Source organism: Pandoraea aquatica, assembly GCF_902459565.1.
Taxonomy (GTDB): Bacteria; Pseudomonadota; Gammaproteobacteria; order Burkholderiales; family Burkholderiaceae; genus Pandoraea; species Pandoraea aquatica.
The window spans coordinates 1,067,120-1,088,423 of the sequence record NZ_CABPSN010000001.1 but is presented as its reverse complement, the minus strand read 5'-3'; the positions used below and the strand labels follow the sequence as shown (position 1 = coordinate 1,088,423).

The window sequence follows — 21,304 nt, the reverse complement described above, 5'->3', positions numbered from 1 at the left end:
GAGTTCGAAGTGTCGTGATTCGCTGCACGCAAAGGCGAGGATGTCGAGGTGTCGAAGCATGGATGGCCTCGGTGTCCTCGTGCACGCGCACGCAGTGGCGTTTCGCGACGTCACACTGCGTCAGGCGCTGACCGGCGTAGCTTTCACGCCCTCGCGCGTGTTGCGTTTCTGCGTCCAGTAGATGATCTTCAGCTCGCCCTCGGTCGTCTCGACGAGCGCCGACAGGCTTTCGACCCAGTCGCCGTCGTTGCAATACAGCAGGCCGTCGATCTCGCGGATTTCGGGCTTGTGGATGTGCCCGCAGACAACGCCGTCGCAACCCCGTCGACGTGCTTCGTCGGCCATCACGTTCTCGAACGCGGAGATGAAGTTCACGGCGTTCTTCACCTGATGCTTCAGATACTGCGAGAGCGACCAGTACGGGAAGCCGAAGCGCGTGCGCACCCGGTTGAACCAGCGATTGAGCAGCAGCGTGAGTGTGTAAAGCGAGTCGCCCAGATACGCGAGCCACTTGGCGTGCTGAATCACGCCGTCGAACAGATCGCCGTGCGTGATCCACAGACGCTTGCCCGAGAGCGTGGTGTGAAACGCTTCGTCGCGCACTGCGATGTCGCCGAACGCCAGCCCGCAGAACTGACGCGCCGCTTCGTCGTGATTGCCCGGCACGTAGATCACCTGCGTGCCCTTGCGCGCGCGCCGGAGCATTTTCTGCACGACGTCGTTGTGCGCCTGAGGCCAGTGCCAACCCTTGCGCAGATGCCAGCCGTCGATGATGTCGCCCACGAGATACAGATAATCCGAGTCGTGATGCCGCAGAAAGTCGAGCAGATATTCCGCCTGGCAGCCTTGCGTGCCGAGGTGGATGTCGGAGAGCCAGATGGTGCGGTAGCGGGTGATGCCTTCAGGCGGCGGGTCGAGCGGATCGGGAGTGTCCGGCGGCAGATCGATGGTGGAGGGCGGTGCGGCGGGAGGGCTGGCGGGCGGGGAGGCGGGGCGGCCCGGCGGGGTGTCTGCGAAGTGACCGGCGCGAGCCGAAGGCGTTGGGATCGGCAGATCGAAAGTGGGTGTCGTCGTCATAGCGGCTCGCACGTCGCGTTGAACATGCGAGCATTCCGCCATGCCTTCGTGAACGCACGATGACAGTCATGCGTGTGTCGCGAAAGTGTCTTTTAGCGTCGTGCCGATGCGACATCGTGCAACGCATGCACCCATCGCGAAATGCCGGGCGACATCGGCGTGCCCACGTCAGTTGCCGTGGCGCAAACCTTGGGCCACGCGCTCAAGCGTCTCCAGTACCAGTGCCCGCGAACGCGGATGCGTGCCCAGAGAGACGTGGCCCAGACCGTCGAGCGCAATGTTGTGCGCGCCGGGCAGCACCGACGTGCGCACCGGATACACGACGTTATCGTGCGCCGTGTAAATCGATGTGATCCGCGCGCGTTCCGAATCCTTTTCGCTGCTCGCCAGCGCCACCAGCCACTCGCTGCCGAGGCTCATCTGACGGACGTTGTGGCCAATGCCATGACGCGCATGCAGCGTGCCGAAGTGCGGCGAACCCAACGTGATGGTGTGCGCGACAGGCAGCGTCGGATAACGGCGCAGGCAGGCGCGTGCGGCGATCCCGCCCATGCTGTGACCCACGATGACCACGGGCAGCCGCGTGCGCTCTGCAAGGCGTTGTGCAGCGTTGGCGATGGTCTCGGCGTAGTCGTCGATATCGCCGAATATCGGGGCGAGATTGATTGCGTCGCAGTGATAGCCGGCGTCCGCCAAATGACGGGAGAAGCGCAGCCAGAAGGCGCGATTGCAGCCGTAACCGTGCAGCAGGAGGATGGCCACGGGGCGTGCCGGGCCACTGGGTGCCGGCAGTGGGGCGGCACTGAACCACGGCTGGTACAGATCGAGCAGGAGGATCGACGCTGCGCACTCGTAAGCCCAGACAGCGATGTTCGTGCCGGCGTTGGTGCGACGCTCGGCGCTCGGGTCGCCGTGCGCGGCCATGACGAAACCGGCCGCAAGGCCGAGCGCGTGGGAGACCGGGAGCCAGAGGAGTGTCCAGAGGACGGTCGTCCACGGGCTGTGCCAAGCCGACCACGTCGCGATGGCGACGACGATCGACAGGACGATCTGGATCGCGCCGTAAATCAGATGTGGACGGGAGGGCCGCAGCTCCGGGGCGGCGGCCGGCGGCGTGCTCATCGTCCCCTCATTTGCCCAAAACGCTGACGAGCCGCGTACCGGCGAGCCGGTCGTGAACGAACTGATGATCGGGCATCACGCGCATCGCGAGCGCCCAGATCACGAGCCAGCCCGCGAGCAGCGCTACGCTGTTCCAGCCGGTGAGCCCCAGCGCCCAGTCGAGCGCCATGGCCGGCAGCACCCAGAGCCAGGCGAGGACATAGCGCAGGACCGCGCGGACCGGGCGAACGGGCAGGCCGTGCGCGTCGACCAGACGAATCTTCCAGGTCTTCATGGCGAGCGTCTGGCCGCCATGTGTCCAGAACCAGACGAAGTACGCGCCGAGTACGAGGAACAGCCAGGCTTGCATGGCGTGACGGTACATCAGGCCGCTGCGTTGTTGCGTCAGCGCGCTGAAGAGATAGCCCGCAAGGAAGAGCACGCCGAAGAGCAGCAGCGACTCGTAGACCATCGAGAGCAGACGGCGGCGCAGCGTCGGCACGGCATAGCTTTGCGGCCCGGTGGTATCAGGCGTGTTGGGCGTGCGGGACGTGTCGGTGGCACGGGACGAATGAGGCGAACGAGGCGGCTTGGCAGGCTGAGTCGTAGCGGAATCGGTCATCGCGGCGTGGTCTGAGGTCTTGTTGTCGAAGGCGCGTGGCGGCCCGGCTTGCATCCGGCAGCATGCGTTCGTGATTTGTTCGTGATGTGTTTGCTGAGAAGGCGTCGCCCATTATGCGGAAGATTGGACGGATGGGCCAGCCAGCCGGGGCGTCCACGGCGCGCCAAATGCAAACGGCCGCCCGTAGGCGGCCGTCGACTGTCAGGCTGGCTGACTGTTTGGCTGACGGTTCGCGTCAGTTGTGGTGATACAGATCCGAATTGAAGGTATCCGCGTTCTTGTCGCTGTTGGCCGGGGCGGCGCTGGCTGCGCCATTGCTGGCGGCCGACGGCGTCGAGGCGGCGGATGACGACGAGCCCGATGCCGGTGCCGGAAGGGCAGCCGACGGGCTCGACGCGACCGGTGCCGGTGCGGGCAGGGCACCGTTCTTCGCGGCCGCACCGTCCTTGCGATGCACCGCGGCGTACGGGTTCTTCACGCCGGAACGCCCCGTGGGCGGTGCGCTGACCACGTTGGGACGGTTGGACTGCTTCTTGTCGTCCGCCGCCAGACGCTTTTTCTGTTCTTCGGTGAGCTGCTGGTACTGCTGCCAGACCTGCGCCTTGCGTTCCGGCGGCAGCGTCTTGGCGTTCTGATAGCTTTCGCGGGCCAGTTGGCGCTGCTCGGGCGTCAGACGCACCCAGTCGGCCATGCGGTCATGCAGACGCTTGCGGCCTTCGGGCGACAACGTCTGGAAACGCTTGGCGATCTCGACCCACTTCTCGCGCTGACGGTCGCTCATCCGGTTCCAGTCCTGGGAGAGCGGTGCGAGGGCTTCCTGCTGCGCGGCATTGAGCTTCGCCCATGCGCCGCCCGGCGAGGGCAGGGCGGCCAGCGGCGCGCTGGCTGCGGCGGGCTGGCTGGTCGTGAGCGTACCTACAGGGCCGGAGGCCGCCGCCGTGCCGTTACCGGAGGCGGTGGTGCCGTCGATCACCGGCGGCACGTCGGACACCGGTTCGGGGGCTTGCGAGCGGCGCAGCGCTGCCGTGCCGGCAAGAGCGGCGACGACTAGCGCGGCGACCAGAAAAAGTACGTTGCGTCGCGTCACTGGCTGGTCTTGGATGGGGGGACTACTGGGCACGCTTCACGTAAGCGTTGAAACCATGGTCGGCATAGGCCGACAGCGGCAGTTCGTCGCTCAATACGGCAGCGTCGATATCTGCCAGATCCTGAATATGCTGCTGGTGTTCCCAGTACGCAATGCCTGCCAGACCGATCACCAATGCGGCGAGCGGCCAGAGCAGACCCAGACGGCCCAGTTTGTCGAACGCGCGACGTGGCCCGCCGATCTCCGGCGATTGCATGGCACCCACACCCGCGAGCACCAGCGCCGGTTGCACAACGGCCACCGGTTCGGGCTTCTTGCGGGCGAGCGCCTCCTGGCGCGCGGCGGCCAGCCGGGCCGCGATGTTCGGCGACGGTGCCTCGGACGCTTCGTCCAATGCCAGTCGCACGCGATGTGCGAAGCGAATTTCCCTCGTTTCCAGATCGTGACTCATAACCTGATCCCTTTTGCCTTCAACGCCTGTGCCAACGCGTGAGTGGCACGCGAGCAGTGCGTCTTGACGCTGCCTTCCGAGCACCCCATCGTGGCGGCGGTCTCAGCAACGTCCATGTCTTCCCAGTAACGCATGAGGAAGGCTTCTCGTTGACGTGTCGGTAGTTTCTGTATTTCCGCTTCGATCAGTGTGAGGATTTCGGCACGCGAAACCGAGTCTTCACTGCTCTCGGTTTGCACTGACCCATCCTCGCCCAGTAAGGTTTCCAGCGGGTCGAAGTCGTCGCGTTCGTCGTCGCCGGGGCCGGCGAGGTTGGAGAACAGCGTGACCCAGGTGTTGCGCACCTTCTGGCGGCGGAAATAGTCGTGAATGGTGTTCTGGAGGATGCGCGTGAACAGCAGCGGCAGGTCGGACGGCGGCTTGTCGCCGTACTTCTCGGCCAAACGGATCATCGCATCCTGAACGATATCGAGGGCGGCCTCGTCGTCGCGTACGGCATAGACGGCCTGCTTGAAAGCGCGCCGTTCGATGCCCGCGAGAAAATCCGCCAGTTCCTTGTCAGATGCCATCCGGTGGGGTACACGCAGCGTCGGCCGCTGCGCCTGTGAAATGCCGTGTAAGCGTAAAGATTACGTAAAGATCGCGTAGTCGGTGCGGATGCTACCAAAAACGCGCCTGCCTGTAACCGCTTTTGCTTCCGGTTGCGTCACGTCATGTCGACTTAGGTCGGCTGGATCGATGCCAGCTTCCTATGATGTGAGGATTGTGCACCAGCGTGGGGATGTGCGCCGTACGGTGTGGGAAATTTGCGAACCGGACTTCGCAATCATGCTGCAAATGCATAATCTCGCTTGACCATTTTGCTGCAAACCGGTAACGTTGCCAGTTCGCAATATCTGTGATTGTCTCAATATCGGCACACCCATCAGGTGGGTCCATCATTTAGACGCGCAGCTTGAGCCCGGACCACAAGTTCGCGGGGAGAGCACCCAATCAAAATTTTTGCCGAAACTTTGAAAGGTCGACGATGAACATGCCAAGCGCGGAATTCTCCGAGGCGGAAGCTACACGCCACCAAAATACTTCTGAAGACATGATTGGCGCCGAGATCCTCGTGCGCTCGCTTCAAGAAGAGGGAGTCGAACATCTGTGGGGTTATCCCGGCGGTTCGGTTCTCTACATCTACGACGAACTCTACAAGCAGGACAAGATCCAGCACATTCTGGTGCGCCATGAGCAGGCAGCCGTACACGCGGCCGACGCTTATTCGCGTTCCACCGACAAAGTCGGCGTGTGCCTCGTGACGTCTGGCCCGGGCGTGACCAATGCGGTCACCGGAATTGCCACGGCGTACATGGATTCGATCCCGCTCGTCATCATTACCGGGCAGGTGCCCACGGCCGCTATCGGTCAGGACGCCTTCCAGGAGTGCGACACGGTCGGTATTACCCGTCCCTGCGTCAAGCACAACTTCCTCGTGAAGGATGTGCGCGACCTCGCCGCCACCATCAAGAAAGCCTTCTATATCGCCAAGACGGGCCGTCCGGGTCCGGTGCTGGTCGACATTCCGAAGGACGTTTCCAAGGCACGCTGCCGCTTCGACTATCCGAAGTCGGTGTCGCTGCGCTCGTACAACCCGGTGACGAAGGGCCACTCGGGCCAGATCCGCAAGGCGATGAGCCTGCTGCTCTCGGCCAAGCGTCCCTACATCTACACCGGCGGCGGCATCATTCTGGCCGACGCGTCGAAGGAACTGAACCAGTTCTGCGACCTGCTCGGCTATCCGGTGACCAACACGCTCATGGGCCTGGGCGGGTATCGCGCGAGCGATCCCAAGTTCCTCGGCATGCTGGGCATGCACGGCACGTACGAAGCCAACATGGCCATGCAGCACTGTGACGTGCTCATCGCCATCGGCGCGCGCTTCGACGATCGTGTGATCGGTAACCCGGAACACTTCTCCTCGACCGCCCGCAAGATCATTCACATCGATATCGACCCGTCGTCGATTTCCAAGCGTGTGAAGGTCGACATTCCGATCGTCGGCGACGTGAAGGAAGTGCTGCGCGAGATGATCGAAAATCTGCAAACCGCCGAGCACGGCCCGGATACCGGGGCGCTTGCCGACTGGTGGAAGCAGATCGAGGAATGGCGTTCGCGCGATTGCCTCGCCTTCGATCGCAAGAGCGAGATCATCAAGCCGCAACACGTGGTCGAGACCTACTGGAAGCTCACCGACGGCGAAGCCTTCGTGTGCTCGGACGTCGGTCAGCACCAGATGTGGGCCGCTCAGTACTATCGCTTCAACAAGCCGCGCCGCTGGATCAACTCGGGCGGTCTGGGGACGATGGGCTTCGGCCTGCCGGCGGCGATGGGCGTGAAGATGGCGCATCCGGATGCCGAAGTCGCCTGTATCACCGGCGAAGGCTCGATCCAGATGTGCATTCAGGAACTCTCGACGTGCCTGCAGTACCGCACGCCGGTCAAGATATTGTCGCTCAATAACCGCTATCTGGGCATGGTTCGTCAGTGGCAGCAGATCGAATACAGCAAGCGTTACTCCAGTTCGTACATGGATGCGCTGCCGGACTTCGTGAAGCTCGCCGAGGCGTACGGTCATGTGGGGATGCGCATCGAGAAGTCGTCGGACGTCGAGCCGGCACTGCGCGAGGCGCTGGCCCTGAAGGACCGCACGGTATTCATGGATTTCCAAACGGATCCCACCGAAAACGTCTGGCCGATGGTTCAGGCGGGCAAGGGCATCAGCGAGATGCTGCTCGGTTCGGAAGATCTGTAAGACGAAGCGGCACGTACGCGCTGCCAGTCGCTTCCGGCATGGCCGGGGCGCAAGCGCGACGTCCCCAACCAGGACAATCCGGGATACACCATGAGGCATATTATTTCTGTTTTGCTCGAAAACGAGCCGGGCGCGCTGTCGCGCGTGGTCGGACTGTTTTCGGCGCGTGGCTACAATATCGAGACCCTCACCGTTGCGCCGACCGAAGATCGGTCGCTCTCACGCATGACGGTGGTCACGACCGGCTCCGATGACATCATCGAGCAGATCACGAAGCACTTGAACCGGCTCATCGAAGTGGTGAAGGTGGTGGATCTGACCGAGGGTGCGCATATCGAGCGCGAACTCATGCTGATCAAGGTTCGCGCGGTAGGCAAGGAGCGGGAAGAGATGAAGCGGATGTCGGATATTTTCCGCGGCCGCATCATTGACGTTACGGAAAAGACCTATACGATTGAGCTCACCGGAAATTCGTCGAAGCTTGACGCATTTATCGAAGGGCTCGACCAGACGGCGATTCTCGAGACGGTTCGTACCGGTGGCTCGGGCATCGGGCGCGGTGAGCGCATCCTGAAGGTCTGACCGGCAACGGCAACGCGGTAAGCGGATTTCGATCCATTCTGATTTCAGTTTATTTTTGGTAATACGGGACACTCCAAATGAAAGTTTTCTACGACAAAGACGCCGACCTCTCCCTCATCAAGGGCAAGCAAGTCACGATCATCGGTTACGGCTCGCAAGGCCACGCCCACGCACAGAACCTGAAGGACAGCGGCGTGAACGTGACGGTCGGTCTGCGCAAAGACGGCGCTTCGTGGAACAAGGCAGTCAACGCCGGTCTGAACACCAAGGAAGTGGCGGAAGCCGTGAAGTCGGCCGACATCGTCATGATGCTGCTGCCGGATGAGCAAATCGCCGACGTGTACAAGAACGAAGTGCACGCCAACATCAAGGAAGGCGCAGCACTGGCCTTCGCGCACGGCTTCAACGTGCACTACGGCTGCGTGATCCCGCGCGCTGACCTCGACGTCATCATGATCGCCCCGAAGGCCCCGGGCCACACGGTGCGCTCGACGTACTCGCAAGGTGGCGGCGTGCCGCACCTGATCGCCGTGGCACAAGACAAGTCGGGCGCTGCTCGCGACATCGCACTGTCGTACGCTGCCGCTAACGGCGGTGGCCGTGCCGGCATCATCGAAACGAACTTCCGCGAAGAAACGGAAACCGACCTGTTCGGCGAGCAAGCCGTGCTGTGCGGCGGTACCGTCGAGCTGATCAAGGCGGGTTTCGAAACGCTGGTGGAAGCCGGTTATGCGCCGGAAATGGCCTACTTCGAGTGCCTGCACGAACTGAAGCTGATCGTCGACCTGATCTATGAAGGCGGCATCGCCAACATGAACTACTCGATCTCGAACAACGCCGAATACGGCGAGTACGTCACCGGCCCGCGCGTCGTGACGGAAGAGACGAAGAAGGCCATGAAGCAGTGCCTGACCGACATCCAGACCGGCGAGTACGCCAAGTCGTTCATCCTGGAAAACAAGGCTGGCGCGCCGACCCTGATCTCGCGTCGCCGTATCACGGCCGAGCACCAGATCGAACAAGTGGGCGGCAAGCTGCGCGCAATGATGCCGTGGATCGCCAAGAACAAGCTGGTCGACCAGTCGAAGAACTAAGTTCTCTGAACTGACGTCGCTGACCGCCTGTTTTGCCGTAGCTTTCGCTGCGGTAAAACGGGCGGTTTTTTTTATGACATCCGCGTGTCGGTTGGGGAAAAAGTGTCGCCGCGCCGCGCGCATTGCTACAATGCCGCCACGCCACGGTTTGGTCCAAAGCAGACCGACCCGCTCACTCAACCGTTTTACCAAGGACGCGAGTTCAATCGCATGAATTATCCTCACCCGATCATCGCCCGCGAGGGCTGGCCCTTCCTGGGCATCGCCGTCGCCGTCGCGCTCGTCGTGCATTTTATGGCTGGCGTGTTTTGGGCCGCGCCGTTCTGGGTGATCGCCCTGTTCGTTCTGCAGTTCTTCCGCGACCCGCCGCGCGAAGTGCCGCAGCAGGCCAATGCCGTGCTCTCCCCGGCAGACGGTCGCATCGTGGCCATCGAAACCACGCAGGACCCGTACGCAGGCCGTGAAGCGCTGAAAATCAGCGTCTTCATGAACGTCTTCAATGTTCACTCGAATCGTGCCCCGGTTGACGGCACGGTGACCAAGGTGGAATATTTCCCGGGACGTTTTTTCAACGCCGATCTCGACAAGGCGTCGCTTGAGAACGAGCGCAATGCGCTGGTGATCGACGTGGGCGGCCAGATCGTGACGAGCGTGCAGGTCGCAGGCCTGATCGCCCGTCGTATCCTGTGCTACGTGAAGGCGGGCGACCGTCTCTCGCGCGGTCAGCGTTACGGCTTCATTCGCTTCGGTTCGCGCGTCGACGTCTACCTGCCGCTGGGCTCGCGCCCGCGCGTGGCGATTGGCGATAAGGTGTCCGCCACCTCGACGATTCTCGCCGAGCTGTAAGCCACTCGTTACTGCATCGAGGCCGTTGGCGGCCGCGTGACCTTCAGGTCTCGCACGCCGCCGCGTCGTCAGGCTTTGCCACGGGGTGCCGGGGCCTGACGATATGGCCTGCAACTGCTTTCGCTTTTCGCGTTCAAATAGCGGTGATCCGTCGCGGGTTCGCCCGCAGTTTTGGGGTCTGTCCATCGACCCTAGCATCGACAAGGAGTTATAGATGCCGGAAAACCATCGCGGCCGCTTGCGCAACAATGTCAGGCATCTCTCGCCGTTCGGCCGTCACAAGAATCCATCAGAGCCATCGATGAACGAAGACCACGATCAGGGTGTGGAGGAAGATGTGCCCGTGCGTCCGCGCAATCGCGGCATCTATCTGCTGCCGAACGCTTTCACGACCGCCGCGCTTTTCTGCGGCTTTTTCGCCATCGTGCAGGCAATGAACGACCGCTTCGAGCAAGCGGCCATCGCCATCTTCTTCGCGATGGTGCTCGACGGCATGGACGGGCGCGTGGCCCGCATGACCAATACGCAGAGCGCCTTCGGCGAGCAATACGATTCGCTTTCCGACATGACCTCGTTCGGCGTCGCGCCGGCGCTGGTGATGTACGAGTGGATCCTGCACGAGATCGGCAAGTGGGGCTGGCTCGCGGCGTTCGTCTATGTGGCAGGGGCCGCGTTGCGTCTGGCGCGCTTTAACGCCAACATCGGCGTGGTCGACAAGCGCTTCTTCCAGGGGCTGGCCAGCCCGGCGGCGGCGGCGCTGATTGCCGGGTTCGTCTGGATCACAATCGACAACAAGTTGCCCGTGAACGTGTTCTGGATGCCGTGGGTCGCCTTCTTCCTCACGATCTACGCAGGGATGTCGATGGTGTCCAACGCGCCGTTCTACAGCGGCAAGGCGCTCGACGTGCGCCAGCGCGTCTCGTTCGGCGTGGTGCTGCTGTTCATGGTCGGCTTCATTCTGGTGTCGTCCGACCCGCCGCTGGCGCTGTTCGGCATGTTCTGCGTGTACAGCGTGTCGGGCTATGTGCTGTGGGCATTCCGCTTCGTCAAAGGCCGCCGTCAGCGGATTTTCGGCGAAGTCGACGAATAACAGGGCAGGAAACAAGGGGCGTCTCGGTACGCCCCTTGTCATATCTACCTGTCAGAGTTGTCAGGTATGACATCGTTGGGATGCGCTAATCTTGACGTTGGTAGGCGAAGTACCCTTGTGGCACGGGTCGTTTTCCGCCGATCTGGCAGGGCCCGGCGCTATTTTCCATAGTTCGAAGTGACGAAGGAGAAATCATGGGCATACTCGATTTCGTGAAGGAAGCCGGTCAGGCGCTGCTCGGTAATGCACACGCGGCAGACGCGCCGCCGCCCGCGCCGGGCCCCGATGCCGATGCGGCCAACCGCGCTGCCGGTGAAGCCATCGAAAACTACATCAAGTCGCAAGGGTTGGATGCAACCGGCCTCGACGCGGAGTTCGACGGCGCAACACGCACTGTCAAGGTCTACGGTGTAGCGGCCGATCAGGCGACGAAGGAAAAGATCCTGCTGTGCTGCGGCAACGTGAAGGGTGTTGAGAAGGTGGACGACCAGATGTCGGTCTCGACCGCATCGGCCGAAGCCACGTACTACACGGTGAAGTCGGGCGACACGTTGTCGGCCATCTCCAAGAATGTCTATGGCGATGCCAACAAGTACAACGGCATTTTCGAAGCAAATAAACCGATGCTCTCCAGCCCGGACAAGATTTATCCGGGGCAGGTGCTGCGGATTCCGCCGCTCTGATCGGGCGTTCGTCCCGTGATTGCCAGCCCGGCCTTGCGCCGGGCTGTTTCGTTTTTGGACCTGTTAGCGTCCCGGCCGATGGCCGGGAATGCCCGTGTGCACGGGGCTTTGCGTGCGCCGCCCGCGTTGCGGAATCACCCGTTTGCGACTATATTGGCGCTCATGATTTCAGGTGCCCATCCGGCTCCGGGCTTTCCTCACGCAGCGCTGTTGACGTCGCTTTCGGCGTTATTCGCGGTGCCACTGACGCCACGCTGTTTCTCCGCCCTCGGGCCGGCCATGCCTGCGCGCGCCGCGCGCTGATATCAAAAAAATACCGAACCCTACGAAATCCCCACAGGAGCAAATCATGGCCGACAAGCTGATCATTTTCGATACGACCTTGCGCGATGGTGAACAGTCGCCGGGCGCGTCGATGACCCGCGACGAGAAGATCCGCATCGCCCGTCAACTGGAGCGACTTCGTGTGGACGTCATCGAAGCCGGTTTCGCGGCCAGCTCGAATGGTGACTTCGAGTCCATTCAGGCCATCGCCGGCATCGTGAAGGACAGTACGGTCTGCTCGCTGGCACGCGCGAACGACCGAGACATCGCGCGGGCCGCCGAGGCGCTCAAGGGGGCGAATTCGTCGCGTATTCACACGTTCATCGCCACGTCGCCGCTGCACATGGAGAAGAAGCTGCGCATGAGCCCGGACCAGGTGTTCGAGCAGGCGAAGCTTGCTGTGCGTTATGCGCGCCAGTTCACCGATAACATCGAATTCTCGCCCGAAGACGGCAGCCGCTCGGATCTGGATTTCCTGTGCCGCGTGCTCGAAGCCGTGATCAACGAAGGCGCGACGACCATCAACGTCGCGGATACCGTCGGCTATGGCGTGCCGGAACTCTACGGCCAACTCGTGCGCACGCTGCGTGAGCGCGTGCCCAATTCGGACAAGGCGGTCTGGTCGGTGCATTGCCACAACGATCTGGGCATGGCCGTGGCGAACTCGCTGGCCGGCGTGCAGTTGGGCGGTGCGCGTCAGATCGAGTGCACGATCAACGGTTTGGGCGAGCGGGCAGGCAATACGTCGCTCGAAGAAGTCGTGATGGCGCTCAAGACCCGCAAGGATTACTTCGGTCTGGAACTTGGCATCGATACGACGCAGATCGTGCCGGCCTCGAAGCTCGTCTCGCAGATCACCGGTTTTAACGTGCAGCCGAACAAGGCGGTCGTCGGCGCTAACGCGTTCGCTCACGCGTCTGGCATCCACCAGGATGGCGTGCTCAAGGCGCGCGATACGTACGAGATCATGCGTGCGGAAGATGTGGGCTGGACCGCGAACAAGATCGTGCTCGGCAAGCTCTCGGGCCGTAATGCGTTCAAGCAGCGCTTGCAAGAACTGGGCATCGAGATGGAATCGGAGCAGGACGTGAATGCCGCGTTCGCCCGCTTCAAGGAACTCGCCGACCAGAAGTCGGAGATTTTCGACGAAGACATTCTCGCGATCGTCTCGAACGAAGCACAGGCCGAAGGCGGCGAGCATTTCTACCTCGTGTCGATGGCGCAGCATTCCGAGACCGGCGAGCGTCCGAGTGCACGCGTGGTGTTCACAGCGCAGGGCAAGGAACTCGTGGGCGAATCGGACGGTAACGGGCCGGTCGATGCGGTGCTCAACGCCATCGAGTCACAAGTGAAGAGCGGCGCGGAGCAGTTGCTGTATTCGGTCAACGCGATCACCACCGGCACGCAGTCGCAAGGCGAAGTGACGGTGCGTCTGTCGAAGGCGGGCCGTATCGTGAACGGCGTCGGTACGGACCCGGACATCGTCGCGGCATCCGCCAAGGCGTATCTGTCGGCGCTCAACAAGCTGTACTCGAAGGCCGAGAAGCTGAACCCGCAGCTCACGCCGTAATCGTCAGTCGCGCCGGTAGCGCCGGTAGACGCGATAGCCCCGGTCGATCGATGCTTCGGCCGGCGCGTCGCTGGCCTACGCCGAAACTACGCCGATAAATGCCCGCACCCTGTACGTCAGGGGCGGGCATTTTTGCTATCTCAGCGCCGGATGGTGAGGGCAGTGAGCGTCCTGCTCGTGGCCTTGCGCGAAGGTGCGTGCCGCGACCAGCAGGGCGACGCCCAACAGCGTCAGATCCTTGATCAGGAAACCGAAGGTGCCGCCGCCGATGTCCGGTGTCGTCACGAGGAATGAGACGGTCACGATCAGGGTGAGCGCCACACCCAGACTGCCTGCCAGACGCACGCGCCAGTGGCCCGTGTACGCCATTGCCAACGCTGAGGCGAGTTCGAAGATGCCGACGAGGTTGGACACTGACTGCACGCTCAGACCCAGGTAAAGCCAACTCAGCAGCGGATGGTGGCTGACCAGCGGGAAAATGGCGGCTGCTTCGCGTTCGGTGAACTTGAAGAGGCCGTAGCCGATGAAGATGGCGACGACGCTGTACAGCGCAAAGTGATAAGCGAAGCGCTCCAGCCGAGCCGCCGTGCGGCACGTCACATGAGAGTTATGCATGGGTGGACCCACTCCGAAATTAGTCCTGTGTCCCGGCTCGCCGCCGCCCCGGCGGCGAGTGACTGCCGATCGACGGCTTACTGACCGCGATAGGTGTGTGCATGCAGCAACGCACCGCCGTAAGCTGCGCGTTTCGTCGCCGAGGCGGATGCCGGCATGGCGTCGCCGGTGGCAACGCCCGTGGTGATATCCGTGCGAGCCATCGCCGGGTTTGATGCATCGTGAGCGGTGTCAGGTGCAGCGTTGCGCGCCAGTTCGCGTTTTGCCAGTTCCGCGTTTGCGGCCAGCAGGTTGGCCGGATAACGGGTGCGGTCGGTCGTCCCGTCATAACCGACGTCTTGCAGCGCCTTGAGTTCGGCGACGACGTATTCGCGCGTCAGTCCGCTCTGCGGGGCGGCAAAGGCGACGGTCGAAGCGGTGGTGATGGCAAGCGCAGCAGCGTAGAGAATGGACGTCTTCTTCATGGTGGATATCTCCAAACGATAAACGAGGGTGGAAAAGTTCGATCGCGCAGCACGTTGGCTGTTGATCGCACCGTTTAGTCGTAGGGAGGCGCCGGATATGACTGGGTGACGAAAAAATTTTTTTTGCTAATCGTCTATCGGCGATTCGGCGGTTCTGCGACATCGTCATGACCGGCAACGTGCCGCGATAAGGCGCGTAGCGTGGCGATTTGCGATGCGTACGCGCGGCAGCCCGTGCATGTCAGCAGATGCGCACGCACGCGAAGGGTGGCGAGTGCGCTCAACGGCCGGTCGAGCTCGTCAGAAAGCGAGCGGGTGACGGTGGCACAGTTACCCAAGGGCATCGTTGGTTTCCAGTCCTTTGGCCGACAGGCAAGTGCGCAAGCGAGTGCGCGCGCGGTACAGCAATACGCTGCAATGATTGGCGTCGAGATCCAGTTCCCGGCAGATTTCGGCGATGTCCATGTCGAGCAATTCCCGCATGGAAAACACGCGACCGGTGGATTCGGGCAGGGCGTTCAGGCACCAGTCGAACAATGTCCAGAACTGTTGACGGGCGACGACCGTCTCGGGGCGAGGCCAGGGGTGCGGGCGGGCGTGATCGTTCCAATGACCGCGCTCGTCGAAAAGCTCGCGATCGAACACGGAGTTCTCGTCGGCGTCGTCTTCGAGCGATGAGGCGTTGATCGTGCGGCGTCGCGCTCGCATGGTATCGATCAGCTTGTTGCGCAGAATCGCGAAGACCCACGTCTTGTGTTGGGCGCGCCCCGAGAATTCGCTCGACGGCGAGCAAGCCGCCGTCAGCGCTTCCTGAACGGCGTCTTCTGCCAGATGCTCGTCGCGCAATTGCAACCTGGCAAAGCGCAGCAGGTCGCGACGCAGGTCCGCGAGATACGCGTGGTCCAGATACGAATTCGCGGGAATAGGGCGCTCTCCTGACTTAGAACAGATTGTTATCCCGTTTCTCGTGCAGCGGATCCGGGCTGATTTGGGTGGTCTTGACGATGCCGTCCGGGTCGAAATAGAAGTTCATCATCGAGAACCACACGTCGTCCTGCTTGAAACGGTATGTCCAGACTTCGCGCTTCATCAGCGGGAACGCAGAGGTCTCGACGGGCTCGCCAAAGTGATGCAGGACATCCGTCTTGGTCCACTTGTCGATCTCGACCTTGTTGAACTCCTGCGTCGACAGCACCTGCGTGACGTGCAGCAGCCGACCCTGCGCGTCGAAGTCGGCGGCAATCGTTTCCTCGCCGAACGGCTTCGTCGGGTAAAGCCAGCGTGTGACGCCGGGCGCGAGCGGGTAGACCTCTTTGGGCTTGCCCAATTGCGCCTGCACTTCCGCCTGCGACGCCGATGCGGGCAATTGTTGCCACGGCGGCGTGTAACAGGCTGTCAACGACAGGGCGAGCGCACCGGCGACGGCCCAGCGAATGGCGCGGGTCGACGAACGTTGGCCCGCAGCGCAATCTGTGCTGGGAGTCGATGGCGTCGACGCAGTATCGGTGTCGATAATCACGTGAGAACGATACGTCATGGTTGGCCTCGTATGGGGTGGGAATTTGCCCAAAAATGGACGATGGTCGCGTGTTGATAGCATACCGCCGTCGTTCCGTATCGTGGGGTGCCTCGGCTTGCCCGGGCGGGTGGTGGCAGTTATGATTCGCGCCGGGACAGTTCTAGAGGCCTCGATGAAATCTCACGTCTTGCTGGCGCGTTTTTGCGCGGTGCTGTGCACTATGGGCCTGCTGGCCGCCACCGGTGTGGCCAATGCCGCGCCGCCGATTCGGCTTGCCCTCATCGAAGGGATGAGCGGGCCTTTCGGCAATGCCGGGGCGATGGTCGAGCGGAATCTGCGTTTCGCGATCGATCGCGTGAACGCGCGTGGCGGCGTGAAGTTGCGCGACGGCGCGCATCCGCTCGAATTGACGGTGTTCGACAGCAAGGGCGCGGTCGAAGACAGCCTCGTGCAGCTCAAGGCCGCCGGGGATCTCGGTATCCCGTTCGTCCTGCAAGGCAACAGTTCGGCGGTCGCGTCGGCACTGATCGATGCCATCAACAAGCGCAATGCCCGTGAGCCGGGCCAGCGCATGCTGTTCTTCAACTACTCCGCTGTCGATACGGCGCTGACCAACGAGCAGTGCAGCTTCTGGCATTTCGCGTTCGACGCCAATGCCGCGATGCGTATGCAGGCGCTCACCGAAGCCATCAAGCAGGACGACAGCATTCAGAAGGTCTATCTGCTCAATCAGGACTACAGCTTCGGGCGTCAGGTCGCCACGCTGGCGCGCCAGATGATCGGCGCCAAGCGTCCCGACGTACAGATCGTGGGCGAACAGTTCAGCCCCGTGGGCCGTGTGAAGGACTTCACGCCGTATCTGGCACGTATCCGTGCGGCCGGGGCCGATACCGTGGTCACGGGCAGTTGGGGCAACGACCTGACGCTGCTCGTCAAGGCCGCGCGAGAGCAGGGCATGGAGCTCAAGTTCTACACGTTCTACGGCAACGCGCTCGGTGCTCCGGCGGCGCTGGGCGATGCCGGTGTCGGTCGCGTGTACGCAGTCGCCGAGTGGCACCCGAATGTCGGGGGTGAGGCGTCGGATGCGTACTACAAGGCGTTCCGCGCACGCTATCCGGAAGCGCGCGACGACTACCCACTGCTGCGTATGAGTGTGATGGTCGACATGATTGCCGCCGCGCTCGAACAGGCGGGCACCACGGATGTGACGACCGTTGCGCGCGCGCTCGAAAACCGTCGTGTGCGCGAAGCCCCTGCCGACGCATGGATGCGGGCAAACGACCATCAGATGATCGAGCCCCTGTACGTCTCGGTGATGCGTCGCGCGGGTGAGCCGGGTGTGAAGTTCGATAACGAAGGCTCGGGCTACGGATTCCGGACTGTCATGGAGCTGCCGATGAACAAGGTGGCGTTGCCGAGCACGTGTCGGATGGCGCGTCAGCGCTGAGCGGTGGTCGCAATGGGCGGTGGCCGGAATGGCTGATTTGTCGTGATTTTCTTGATAATTCGGCGAATTTTCTCGGATTATTCGTCCGAAATCGGTGTTTTGAGCGGTTTAAACGGGCTTTCAGGCCCGTCTGCTGCGGCAAAGCGCGGAAAAAAGTGGCGTCGTGATGCCGGTTCCCGTATAATCGCGCACTTGCAGTTTTGTTTATGTACGGCAACGTACATGTTTTTGTAAGTTCACGGCACGGCCATTCTTCCGTGACCGCGTGTATATCCAAAGGAAAGAAAATGTCGAACGCAGATATCAAGAAGTCGGACGTCGTGGCGCAATTCGCCCGCGCCGCCAATGACACCGGCTCCCCCGAAGTTCAAGTTGCGCTGCTGACCACGCGCATCAACGAACTGACCCCGCACTTCAAGGCACACATGAAGGATCACCACAGCCGCCGCGGTCTGCTGCGCATGGTGAGCCGTCGTCGTAAGCTGCTCGACTACCTCAAGGGCAAGGATGCAGACCGCTACCGCGCCCTGATCGAGAAGCTGGGCCTGCGTAAGTAAGCGATTACGATTACGACGAGATGCCTGTATCAGCGTGCTGATGCAGGCATTTTGTTTTTGGGCGGTACCCGATCGAGGCGTTGAGCGTCTCTTTTGGAACGAATAACCCAGCGGTTGCGCCGGTTTTCCGGTCTCCGTTACCGATTTACGGGGCCTCGTCGGCAAGCAGGGCTTGTGTCATTCCAGGGTCGTCTCAGAAGCGCGCTGGCGGATTTTCGCAGCGGGCTACGCTGGAATGGCATAACACTCCCCCCTGTAAGGCGTCGGGATCACCCCGGCAGCGATATCGCGCCGCTGCTGCATTCGCGCGATTCGATATAGGAGTGCAAATGTTCAATAAAGTCGTCAAGTCTTTCCAATGGGGACAAAACACGGTTCGCATGGAAACCGGTGAGATTGCTCGCCAGGCATCCGGTGCTGTGCTCGTCGACATGGACGATACCGTCGTGCTCGCCACGGTCGTGGGTGCGAAGAAGGCCAAGGCTGGCCAGGATTTCTTCCCGCTGACGGTCGACTACCTTGAAAAGACTTACGCCGCCGGCAAGATCCCGGGTGGCTTCTTCAAGCGCGAAGGCCGTCCGTCGGAAAACGAAACGCTGACGTCGCGCCTGATCGACCGTCCGATTCGCCCGCTGTTCCCGGAAGGCTTCTACAACGAAGTCCAGGTGGTGGTGCAGGTCGTCTCGCTGAACCCGGAAGTCCCGGCCGACATCCCGGCCCTGATCGGTGCTTCGGCCGCGCTGGCCATCTCCGGTCTGCCGTTCAACGGCCCGGTTGGCGCCGCACGCGTTGCCTACGTCGACAGCCAGTACGTGCTCAACCCGTCGCGTGAGCAGATCGCCAAGTCGAAGCTCGACCTGGTCGTCGCCGGTACGGAACAAGCCGTGCTGATGGTGGAATCGGAAGCCCAGGAGCTGCCGGAAGACGTGATGCTGGGCGCAGTCGTGTTCGGTCACGAGCAAATGCAAACGGCCATCAACGCGATTCACGAACTCGTACGCGATGGTGGCAAGGCCGAGTGGGAATGGGCCCCGGCTGCCAAGAACGACGCACTGATCTCGCAAGTGGGCGAACTGGCCGAAGGCCAACTGCGCGCTGCTTACCAGACGCGTGAAAAGCAAGCACGTACGCAACAACTGCGCGCTGTCAGCACCGACGTGATCGCCAAGCTGGGCGAAGCCGCTGCTGCCAAGGGCGAAGCTGCACCGGACGACATCGAAGTCGGCAACATCCTGTTCGATCTGGAAGCCAAGATCGTCCGCAGCCAGATTCTGGCCGGCGAGCCGCGTATCGACGGTCGCGACACGCGTACCGTGCGTCCGATCTCGATCCGCACCGGCGTGCTGCCGCGTGCGCACGGTTCGGCACTGTTCACGCGTGGCGAAACGCAGGCACTCGTGGTGGCCACGCTGGGCACCAAGAGCGATGAGCAGATCATCGACGCGCTGCAAGGCGAGTACCGCGATCGCTTCATGCTGCACTACAACTTCCCGCCGTTCTCGACGGGCGAAACGGGTCGCGTGGGTTCGCCCAAGCGTCGCGAAATCGGTCACGGCCGTCTGGCCAAGCGCGCGCTGGTCGCGTGCCTGCCGGGTGCCGACGATTTCGGTTACACCGTGCGTGTCGTGTCGGAAATCACCGAATCGAACGGTTCGTCGTCGATGGCATCGGTCTGCGGCGGTAGCCTCGCCATGATGGACGCCGGTGTGCCGATGACCTCGCCGGTCGCCGGTATCGCTATGGGCCTGATCCTCGAAGGCAACAAGTTTGCCGTGCTGACCGACATTCTCGGCGACGAAGATCACCTGGGCGACATGGACTTCAAGGTGGCCGGTACGTCGAATGGCGTGACCGCACTGCAGATGGACATCAAGATCCAGGGCATCACGAAGGAAATCATGCAGGTCGCGCTGGCGCAAGCCAAGGAAGGCCGTCTGCATATCCTCGGCAAGATGACGGAAGCCCAGTCGGGCGTGCGTACGGAGCTGTCGGAATTCGCACCGCGCATGGTCACCATCAAGATCAATCCGGAGAAGATCCGCGACGTGATCGGCAAGGGGGGTTCGGTGATCCGCGCGCTGACGGAAGAGACCGGCACGAGCATCGACATCTCGGACGACGGCGTGGTGACCATCGCCAGCCCGAGCGCCGAAGGCATTGCCGAAGCGAAGCGTCGCATCGAACTGATCACGGTCGAAGTTGAAGTCGGTCAGGTCTACGACGGTACCGTGCTCAAGCTGCTCGAGTTCGGCGCCATCGTCTCGGTGCTCCCGGGTAAGGACGGTCTGCTGCACATCTCGGAAATCGCCAACGAGCGCATCAAGGACATCAACGAGTACGTCAAGGAAGGTCAAGCCGTGCGCGTGAAGGTGATCCAGCAAGACGACAAGGGTCGTCTGCGTCTGTCGCACAAGGCACTGACCGAAGAAGAGAAGCAAGGCGGTGCACTGCTGGTTAAGCGCGAAGGCGACGCCCAGTAATCGGGTATCGCAATGAGGCAGGGCGGCGTGCTTGCGCGCCGCACGTGCGTCAAAAGAAGACGGCGACTCTTGCGAGTCGCCGTTTTTTTATCTTTCGCACGGATTCGCAAAATAATGCGGAAAAAATGCGAGGAGGGTATTTACAGGAAATGGGTTTGTCATTAGAATCTCATTTCTCTGTTCGGGGGTATAGCTCAGCTGGGAGAGCGCTTGCATGGCATGCAAGAGGTCAGCGGTTCGATCCCGCTTACCTCCACCACGGATTCAGAAGCTTGATTTTCAGGCTGCGTCGAAAAAGCAAGATTCTTGCAAAAACGATGCAAAAAACTTGAAAATAAAGCTTCACAAGCGAAGAAATGTTGTTTAGAATAGCGTTCTTCGCGAAATGCAGTAAGCAGTAGCGAAACAGACAAAGTTTTGACGATTTTGTCCCCTTCGTCTAGAGGCCTAGGACATCACCCTTTCACGGTGAGTACAGGGGTTCGAATCCCCTAGGGGACGCCAGAATTGGTGCCGGTAGCGAGTCGGTATCAGTTTAAAAATGCCAGGCAGTTTGTGGCGTAAAGCCCGCTGAAAGTTAGGCGGGTTTTTTTGTCGGTTTTGGAGCGGTAGTTCAGTTGGTTAGAATACCGGCCTGTCACGCCGGGGGTCGCGGGTTCGAGCCCCGTCCGCTCCGCCAAAACCTACGAAGTTCGGTGATATGCGCATGAAAATGCAGCAATGCCGGACAACTAGCAGGAAAGCAAAGTGAGTGACATCACGATGCTGCAGCAAGTTTGGAGCGGTAGTTCAGTTGGTTAGAATACCGGCCTGTCACGCCGGGGGTCGCGGGTTCGAGCCCCGTCCGCTCCGCCAAACGAAGAAAGCCCAGGCTTAACGGCCTGGGCTTTTTTTATGT

21 protein-coding genes and 4 tRNA genes are annotated in these 21,304 nt (G+C 61.6%); 14 read left to right on the top strand and 11 right to left on the bottom strand.

The window, feature by feature from the left end; genetic code table 11:
- Positions 1–120 precede the first annotated feature (120 nt).
- The 6 genes from PAQ31011_RS04750 to PAQ31011_RS04725 form a co-directional block, all read right to left on the bottom strand.
- Positions 121–1,053 carry a UDP-2,3-diacylglucosamine diphosphatase gene (locus PAQ31011_RS04750; protein ID WP_246179393.1) on the bottom strand — a complete coding sequence of 311 codons (933 nt, stop codon included), beginning with the start codon at positions 1,051–1,053 and terminating at the stop codon, positions 121–123.
- A gap of 192 nt (positions 1,054–1,245) precedes the next feature.
- The gene (locus PAQ31011_RS04745) at positions 1,246–2,199 is read right to left on the bottom strand and encodes an esterase/lipase family protein (protein ID WP_150574680.1); all 954 of its coding nucleotides are present in this window, start codon (positions 2,197–2,199) and stop codon (positions 1,246–1,248) included.
- 7 nt (positions 2,200–2,206) lie between these two features.
- Complete coding sequence (locus PAQ31011_RS04740; protein WP_150574679.1) at positions 2,207–2,800, bottom strand: RDD family protein; 594 nt, start codon at positions 2,798–2,800, stop codon at positions 2,207–2,209.
- A gap of 235 nt (positions 2,801–3,035) precedes the next feature.
- On the bottom strand, positions 3,036–3,887 hold the full coding sequence (locus PAQ31011_RS04735; RefSeq protein ID WP_174989933.1) for a DUF3106 domain-containing protein: 852 nt from the start codon (positions 3,885–3,887) through the stop codon (positions 3,036–3,038).
- A 22-nt stretch (positions 3,888–3,909) separates the two neighbouring features.
- Positions 3,910–4,338: a DUF3619 family protein gene (locus PAQ31011_RS04730; RefSeq protein ID WP_046292343.1), complete on the bottom strand. Its 429-nt coding sequence runs from the start codon at positions 4,336–4,338 to the stop codon at positions 3,910–3,912.
- The gene (locus tag PAQ31011_RS04725; RefSeq protein ID WP_046292342.1) at positions 4,335–4,907 is read right to left on the bottom strand and encodes an RNA polymerase sigma factor; all 573 of its coding nucleotides are present in this window, start codon (positions 4,905–4,907) and stop codon (positions 4,335–4,337) included. The genes PAQ31011_RS04730 and PAQ31011_RS04725 overlap by 4 nt, the downstream gene beginning before the upstream one ends.
- 458 nt (positions 4,908–5,365) lie before the next feature.
- On the opposite strand from PAQ31011_RS04725, the gene PAQ31011_RS04720 reads away from it, so the two are divergent.
- The 7 genes from PAQ31011_RS04720 (at position 5,366) to PAQ31011_RS04690 (ending at position 13,324) form a co-directional block, all read left to right on the top strand.
- On the top strand, positions 5,366–7,135 hold the full coding sequence (locus PAQ31011_RS04720; protein WP_150574677.1) for an acetolactate synthase 3 catalytic subunit: 1,770 nt from the start codon (positions 5,366–5,368) through the stop codon (positions 7,133–7,135).
- Between the two features lie 90 nt (positions 7,136–7,225).
- Positions 7,226–7,717, top strand: coding sequence for an acetolactate synthase small subunit (gene ilvN, locus PAQ31011_RS04715; RefSeq protein ID WP_069343112.1), 492 nt, complete (start codon positions 7,226–7,228; stop codon positions 7,715–7,717).
- Between the two features lie 77 nt (positions 7,718–7,794).
- Positions 7,795–8,811 (top strand): ketol-acid reductoisomerase, encoded by a 1,017-nt coding sequence (ilvC, locus tag PAQ31011_RS04710; protein ID WP_039397631.1) that lies wholly within the window; start codon positions 7,795–7,797, stop codon positions 8,809–8,811.
- Positions 8,812–9,021: 210 nt separating this feature from the next.
- Positions 9,022–9,657, top strand: coding sequence for a phosphatidylserine decarboxylase (locus PAQ31011_RS04705; RefSeq protein ID WP_150574676.1), 636 nt, complete (start codon positions 9,022–9,024; stop codon positions 9,655–9,657).
- A 214-nt stretch (positions 9,658–9,871) separates the two neighbouring features.
- The gene (locus PAQ31011_RS04700) at positions 9,872–10,747 is read left to right on the top strand and encodes a CDP-alcohol phosphatidyltransferase family protein (protein ID WP_150574675.1); all 876 of its coding nucleotides are present in this window, start codon (positions 9,872–9,874) and stop codon (positions 10,745–10,747) included.
- A gap of 194 nt (positions 10,748–10,941) precedes the next feature.
- Positions 10,942–11,430: a peptidoglycan-binding protein LysM gene (gene lysM / locus PAQ31011_RS04695; protein ID WP_150574674.1), complete on the top strand. Its 489-nt coding sequence runs from the start codon at positions 10,942–10,944 to the stop codon at positions 11,428–11,430.
- A 349-nt stretch (positions 11,431–11,779) separates the two neighbouring features.
- The gene (locus tag PAQ31011_RS04690; protein ID WP_150574673.1) at positions 11,780–13,324 is read left to right on the top strand and encodes a 2-isopropylmalate synthase; all 1,545 of its coding nucleotides are present in this window, start codon (positions 11,780–11,782) and stop codon (positions 13,322–13,324) included.
- A 135-nt stretch (positions 13,325–13,459) separates the two neighbouring features.
- Here the strand turns inward: PAQ31011_RS04690 and PAQ31011_RS04685 are convergent, their stop codons facing one another.
- From PAQ31011_RS04685 to PAQ31011_RS04665, 5 genes are all read right to left on the bottom strand, one after another.
- Positions 13,460–13,939, bottom strand: coding sequence for a DUF417 family protein (locus PAQ31011_RS04685; RefSeq protein WP_150574672.1), 480 nt, complete (start codon positions 13,937–13,939; stop codon positions 13,460–13,462).
- A 77-nt stretch (positions 13,940–14,016) separates the two neighbouring features.
- The gene (locus PAQ31011_RS04680) at positions 14,017–14,403 is read right to left on the bottom strand and encodes a DUF4148 domain-containing protein (protein WP_150574671.1); all 387 of its coding nucleotides are present in this window, start codon (positions 14,401–14,403) and stop codon (positions 14,017–14,019) included.
- Between the two features lie 134 nt (positions 14,404–14,537).
- Positions 14,538–14,747, bottom strand: a complete 210-nt coding sequence (locus PAQ31011_RS04675; protein ID WP_150574670.1) for a zf-HC2 domain-containing protein — start codon at positions 14,745–14,747, stop codon at positions 14,538–14,540.
- Positions 14,734–15,327, bottom strand: a complete 594-nt coding sequence (locus PAQ31011_RS04670; RefSeq protein ID WP_150574669.1) for a sigma-70 family RNA polymerase sigma factor — start codon at positions 15,325–15,327, stop codon at positions 14,734–14,736. The genes PAQ31011_RS04675 and PAQ31011_RS04670 overlap by 14 nt, the downstream gene beginning before the upstream one ends.
- 16 nt (positions 15,328–15,343) lie before the next feature.
- The gene (locus PAQ31011_RS04665) at positions 15,344–15,940 is read right to left on the bottom strand and encodes a hypothetical protein (protein WP_246179338.1); all 597 of its coding nucleotides are present in this window, start codon (positions 15,938–15,940) and stop codon (positions 15,344–15,346) included.
- 154 nt (positions 15,941–16,094) lie between these two features.
- Here PAQ31011_RS04665 and PAQ31011_RS04660 point away from each other — a divergent pair, with 154 nt between their 5' ends.
- From PAQ31011_RS04660 to PAQ31011_RS04630, 7 genes are all read left to right on the top strand, one after another.
- On the top strand, positions 16,095–17,369 hold the full coding sequence (locus tag PAQ31011_RS04660) for a branched-chain amino acid ABC transporter substrate-binding protein (RefSeq protein WP_150574668.1): 1,275 nt from the start codon (positions 16,095–16,097) through the stop codon (positions 17,367–17,369).
- A gap of 287 nt (positions 17,370–17,656) precedes the next feature.
- Positions 17,657–17,926 (top strand): 30S ribosomal protein S15, encoded by a 270-nt coding sequence (gene rpsO, locus PAQ31011_RS04655; protein ID WP_039397648.1) that lies wholly within the window; start codon positions 17,657–17,659, stop codon positions 17,924–17,926.
- Between the two features lie 323 nt (positions 17,927–18,249).
- On the top strand, positions 18,250–20,406 hold the full coding sequence (pnp, locus tag PAQ31011_RS04650; RefSeq protein ID WP_150574667.1) for a polyribonucleotide nucleotidyltransferase: 2,157 nt from the start codon (positions 18,250–18,252) through the stop codon (positions 20,404–20,406).
- Between the two features lie 183 nt (positions 20,407–20,589).
- Positions 20,590–20,665, top strand: a tRNA-Ala gene (locus tag PAQ31011_RS04645).
- A gap of 169 nt (positions 20,666–20,834) precedes the next feature.
- Positions 20,835–20,910, top strand: a tRNA-Glu gene (locus tag PAQ31011_RS04640).
- Between the two features lie 98 nt (positions 20,911–21,008).
- Positions 21,009–21,085: transfer RNA gene (locus PAQ31011_RS04635), tRNA-Asp, on the top strand.
- A gap of 99 nt (positions 21,086–21,184) precedes the next feature.
- Positions 21,185–21,261: transfer RNA gene (locus PAQ31011_RS04630), tRNA-Asp, on the top strand.
- Positions 21,262–21,304 lie beyond the last annotated feature (43 nt).